The 4,344-nt window shown below is 64.8% G+C and carries 5 protein-coding genes; 1 reads left to right on the forward strand and 4 read right to left on the reverse strand.

Annotated features, from left to right (window positions below; all coding sequences use genetic code 11):
* A partial coding sequence (locus tag EN893_RS20605; protein ID WP_164900987.1) for a gamma-aminobutyraldehyde dehydrogenase occupies nt 1–1,037 on the forward strand: 1,037 nt, incomplete at its 5' end.
* 138 nt (nt 1,038–1,175) lie between these two features.
* Here the strand turns inward: EN893_RS20605 and EN893_RS20610 are convergent.
* The 4 genes from EN893_RS20610 to EN893_RS20625 form a co-directional block, all read right to left on the reverse strand.
* The gene (locus EN893_RS20610; RefSeq protein ID WP_127267881.1) at nt 1,176–1,490 is read right to left on the reverse strand and encodes a hypothetical protein; all 315 of its coding nucleotides are present in this window, start codon (nt 1,488–1,490) and stop codon (nt 1,176–1,178) included.
* Nucleotides 1,491–1,545: 55 nt separating this feature from the next.
* Nucleotides 1,546–1,908 (reverse strand): nuclear transport factor 2 family protein, encoded by a 363-nt coding sequence (locus EN893_RS20615; RefSeq protein ID WP_127267880.1) that lies wholly within the window; start codon nt 1,906–1,908, stop codon nt 1,546–1,548.
* 83 nt (nt 1,909–1,991) lie between these two features.
* Nucleotides 1,992–2,471: a carboxymuconolactone decarboxylase family protein gene (locus EN893_RS20620; RefSeq protein ID WP_127267879.1), complete on the reverse strand. Its 480-nt coding sequence runs from the start codon at nt 2,469–2,471 to the stop codon at nt 1,992–1,994.
* 110 nt (nt 2,472–2,581) lie between these two features.
* Nucleotides 2,582–4,135 (reverse strand): alpha/beta fold hydrolase, encoded by a 1,554-nt coding sequence (locus EN893_RS20625; RefSeq protein ID WP_127267878.1) that lies wholly within the window; start codon nt 4,133–4,135, stop codon nt 2,582–2,584.
* Between the last annotated feature and the right edge of the window lie 209 nt (nt 4,136–4,344).

The following is a 4,344-nucleotide window of genomic DNA, read 5'->3' on the forward strand; positions in this document are numbered from 1 at the left end:
CTTCGATGGTCAGGCGCGACCCGATCGGCATCGTCGCCTCCATCGCGCCGTGGAACTACCCGCTGATGATGATGGCCTGGAAGCTGGCGCCGGCGATCGCCGGCGGCAACACGGTCGTTTTCAAGCCGTCGGAGCAGACTCCGCTGACGGCGCTGAAGCTTGCCAAGATACTTGCGGAAATCCTGCCGGAAGGCGTGGTCAATGTCGTCCTCGGCCGCGGCGACAGCGTCGGCAACACGCTGATCAATCATCCCAAGGTCAACATGATCTCGATCACCGGCGACGTCGCCACCGGCAAGAAAGTGCTGCAGGCGGCCGCCAAGTCGGTCAAGCGCACGCATCTCGAGCTCGGCGGCAAGGCACCGGTCATCGTCTTTGACGACGCCGATCTTGGCGCCGTGGTCAGCGGTCTGCGTGCCTTCGGCTATTACAATGCCGGCCAGGACTGCACCGCCGCCTGCCGCATCTACGCCGGCAAGAAGATCTACGACAAACTCGTCGCCGATCTCTCCTCGGCCGTCTCGACCATCAAATACAACCGTCCCGACGACACTGAAAACGAGATCGGCCCGCTCATCTCCCGCCGCCAGCGCGACCGCGTGTCGAGTTTCGTCGAGCGCGCCTCGGAACTGAAGCACATCGAGATCACCACCGGCGGCAAGCCGGGCGAGGGTTCTGGCTTCTACTACCAGCCGACCGTCGTCGCCGGCGCGCTGCAGGAAGATGAGATTGTCCGCCGCGAAGTGTTCGGCCCGGTCGTCTCGGTTACTCGTTTTTCGGAAGTCGACGACGCGGTGAACTGGGCCAATGACAGCGACTACGGCCTGGCGTCATCGGTATGGACCAAGGATGTCTCGCGCGCCATGGCGACGGCCGCCCGCCTGCAATATGGCTGCACCTGGATCAACACGCATTTCATGCTGACCAACGAGATGCCGCATGGCGGGCTGAAACAGTCCGGCTACGGCAAGGACATGTCGCTCTACGCGCTGGAAGACTACACCGCCGTGCGCCATGTGATGGTGGCTCACAGCTAGCGCCTTCCCTTCTCCCCGCTTTACGGGGAGAAGGTGGCCCGAAGGGCCGGATGAGGGGCAGCGCGTCCCTGGCAAAGCGGGCTCCGCCCGTCATCTGCCTGCCGGCATCTTCTCCCCGTGAAACGGGGAGAAGAGTCACTACTCCACAATGCGATAAATATTCCACAGGCTGGTGCCCGACACGACATAGGGCTCGATCTCCTTGCCCCATTTGGCATGCGCGTCGATCTTGCCGATCTTGGCGAAGAACGCCTCCAGTTGGGCCAGGCTTTCGACCTGGTGATGGGACTCGACCGTCGCCTCCCGCGCGCCGATCGAACCGGTCATGATCTGGAATTCCAGCTCGTCGATGCCGACCTGCGAGCCGATCTCGCGTTCCCATTTCTTCAACAGGTCGAGCACGGTCTGCTTGTGCCCGAACTTGGCGTCGATCTGCCATCTGGCGCTGAACATCGTCTTCTCCTCCAGGTTTGCGGCCCAGGCCGCGGTTGATCCACAGGCTGTTGGTCTACTCGTCCCAGGCCTGCACGACGGTCTGCCTTGCGATCCGCCCGTCTTTCAGCTCCAGCATCGCCGCGCAGAACACCTTGGTGCCGTCCGGATAGGCGCAGGCCTGGGTGAAGGCGAGGCTGTCGCCGTCGGCGATGGTGGTGTCGACCTTGTGGGTCATCGCCCGGCTGCAGATGTCGTCCCAGAATGTGGTGATCGCCGCGCGTCCGCGGATCTCGCGCGGCTTGCTCGGCGGGTTGTTGCGGTCGATCACCCGCACCAGCGCGTCGTCGGCATAGAAGCTCGACAGCATCTTGCCGTCACGGGTTTCGATGGCCTTCTTGATCGATGCGCCATCCACTGTTTGGGTCTTGGTCAGCATGTCATCCTCCATTGGCCCGTCTTGCGACCGGGCGGTTGATGGTCGAAGGGCTGCCCGGCGCTCGTCGCCGGGCAGGGATTTCCTCACTGCGACTTCGCCTTGACGGCCGCGAACACGTCGTCGGCCTGCTTCTTGAAGGTCGTCAGATCGACCTGACTGCCGTTGAGCATCGTCGACCAGTGGCGCACGATCGCGGACATCGCGACCGCCTCCTTGATCTCCTCGTCGCTGGCGCCGTTGAGCTTGGCCGCCTCGGTGTGGAAATAGATGCAATACTGGCATGGGATCTGCGCCGCGACGGCGAGGCCCAAAAGCTCCTTGGTCTTGCCGTCAAGCGCCGTCTTCGGGTTGAGCTGCACGCCCTTGATCTCGGCCCAAGCGCCGGCAACGGCCACATCCGGCAGCGTTCTGAACATGTCCGGCACCGAGCCGAGCGTCGCCTCGATATCCTTGTAGGCAGCCGCCGCGGACGCATCCTCGGCCTTTGCGGGAGCGATAGCGAACAGCGCTCCGACGCTTGCCGCTATCGCAAGCGATTTGAGTGTTTGGTTCGACGTCAGCATTTCCTCCTCCGTTCGCAGCACCTTTCCCGACGACATCCGCCTGGCCTGCATGGAGAGAATTGATAGCGCTTACCCGCCCATGGCCGCTTCGCCCGAAAGCGCCATGGCTCTCATGGCCCGTGCGGGCCAGGGTGCCTGGCCGAAAACGCCGCCGCCGCCGCCCGCGACGGCAGGTCCAGCTTGAGCAGTATGTTGGCGACATGGCGCTTGACCGTGTGTTCGCTCAGCCTCAATTCGGCGGCGATCGCGGCATTGCTCTTGCCGTCGGCGACGAGGCTCACCACCTCGCTTTCGCGCGCCGTCAATGCGGCCGGCTCGGCAACCCTGGGTTTGGGCCGGCAGGCGGGTTCCAGATGCTGTTCGGACGTCGCATGGACCAGCGCCAGCGGCTCCTCCAACTCGTCGACGCTGATGCGCCCGGCGTCGGTGAAATGCAGGCCCGACCCAGCCGCCAGATCGGCGATCAGACGCGACGCGATAATGTCGCCGCGGCCGGCATGGGCGGCCAGTTGCATCGCCACCCGCGCCGTCATCCCGACGGGCGGACCGCGCATTTCGATCTCGCCGACATGCGCCCCTTGCGCGCTTGCCACGCCGATTTCCTGCGCCGCCTCGCGCAGGGCTGCCGCGCAGCGTATGGCGCGTGCCGGGCCGTCGAAGCGCGAAATCATCAACTCGCCATGCAGGCCCACAGAGCGCCCACCATGGCGTCCGACCAGCAGCCGCCAGGTTTCCTGGAAGCGTTGGCTGCGTTCGCTCCACATGCGGTCGCCGAGCCGCGCCGTATCGTAGATGCGTGTCACCAGAAGTGCCGCCAGCACGCGGTCCACTTCGCCTACGGCGCGCTCGCCGGTCAGGAATTCCTCGATCAAGTCGGCCACCCCGTCGACATCGCCGGTCCAGATCGGATGGTCGCGTCCGGCAATCTCGACCAGCCGGGCGCCGGGAATCTTCTGTGCAAGGAAGCGGCTGGCATCGGGGTCGACCCGCGCATCGTTGCGGCGATGAATCACAAGCGTCGGCGCGCTGATCACGTTCAGGATGTGGCGGATGTCGACGTCGGCGTTCATGCGCGCCAGCGCCGCCGCCGCCGTCGGGCTCGCCGACAATCGTTCGAAACGTGCCCACCACTGGGCGAAATGCGCGTCGTCGACCCGGCTCGGCGCGAAATGGGGCAGAGTGGCGCCGGTGCCCCAGGCTGTCTCCGCCATCTCGATGAAAGCGTCGAGGCGTTCGGGCGACATCACCCATTTGTGGAAATGCGCATAGCCGCCATAGAGCGCCAGCGCCCGCGTCCGCTCCGGATAGGTGGCGGCGAACAGCATCGCCATCGGCGCGCCTTCGGAGGAGCCGAGCAGGGCTGCACGGCCGCTGCCGGCAGCGTCCAAAACCGCGCGCACATCGTCCATCCGCGTTTCGAGACTGGGCAGGTTATGCGCGTCGACGCGGTCGGACAGACCCGTGCCGCGCTTGTCGAACAGGATCAGCCGCGAGAATGCCGAAAGCCGCTTCAAGAGCCTGGTATAGCCCTCGTCTTCCCAGTGCAGGTCGAGGTTGGAAATGAAGCCCGGCACGAAGACCAGATCGAGCGATCCCTGCCCGACCACCTGATAGGCGATCCTCATATCGCCGCTACGGGCGTATCGCGTCTCGATCGGCCTCACGAGATTTCCACCCCGGCCTGACGATTTCTGGTCGTCAAACCATAGCAGAACAGCGCGGATGCGGCAGCTTAAACTTTAGCGATGACGAATGTAAGCCGGCGCGGCTTGGCGATTATTCCTGCGAGGCGGCGACGTCGGCAGGGGAGGGCTCGAGTCCGAGTTTGAGGTCGGCCGCAGCCGGCGTGATCGGCCGCCTGATCCTGGCGGAG

It is taken from the genome of Mesorhizobium sp. M7A.F.Ca.CA.004.04.2.1 (genome assembly GCF_004022825.1).
In the GTDB taxonomy this organism is placed as follows: domain Bacteria; phylum Pseudomonadota; class Alphaproteobacteria; order Rhizobiales; family Rhizobiaceae; genus Mesorhizobium.

Coding starts and splice junctions, on each gene's coding strand:
- EN893_RS20610 (WP_127267881.1), bottom strand. CDS start 1,490: ATGTTCAGCGCCAGATGGCAGATCGACGCCAAGTTCGGGCACAAGCAG.
- EN893_RS20615 (WP_127267880.1), bottom strand. CDS start 1,908: ATGCTGACCAAGACCCAAACAGTGGATGGCGCATCGATCAAGAAGGCC.
- EN893_RS20620 (WP_127267879.1), bottom strand. CDS start 2,471: ATGCTGACGTCGAACCAAACACTCAAATCGCTTGCGATAGCGGCAAGC.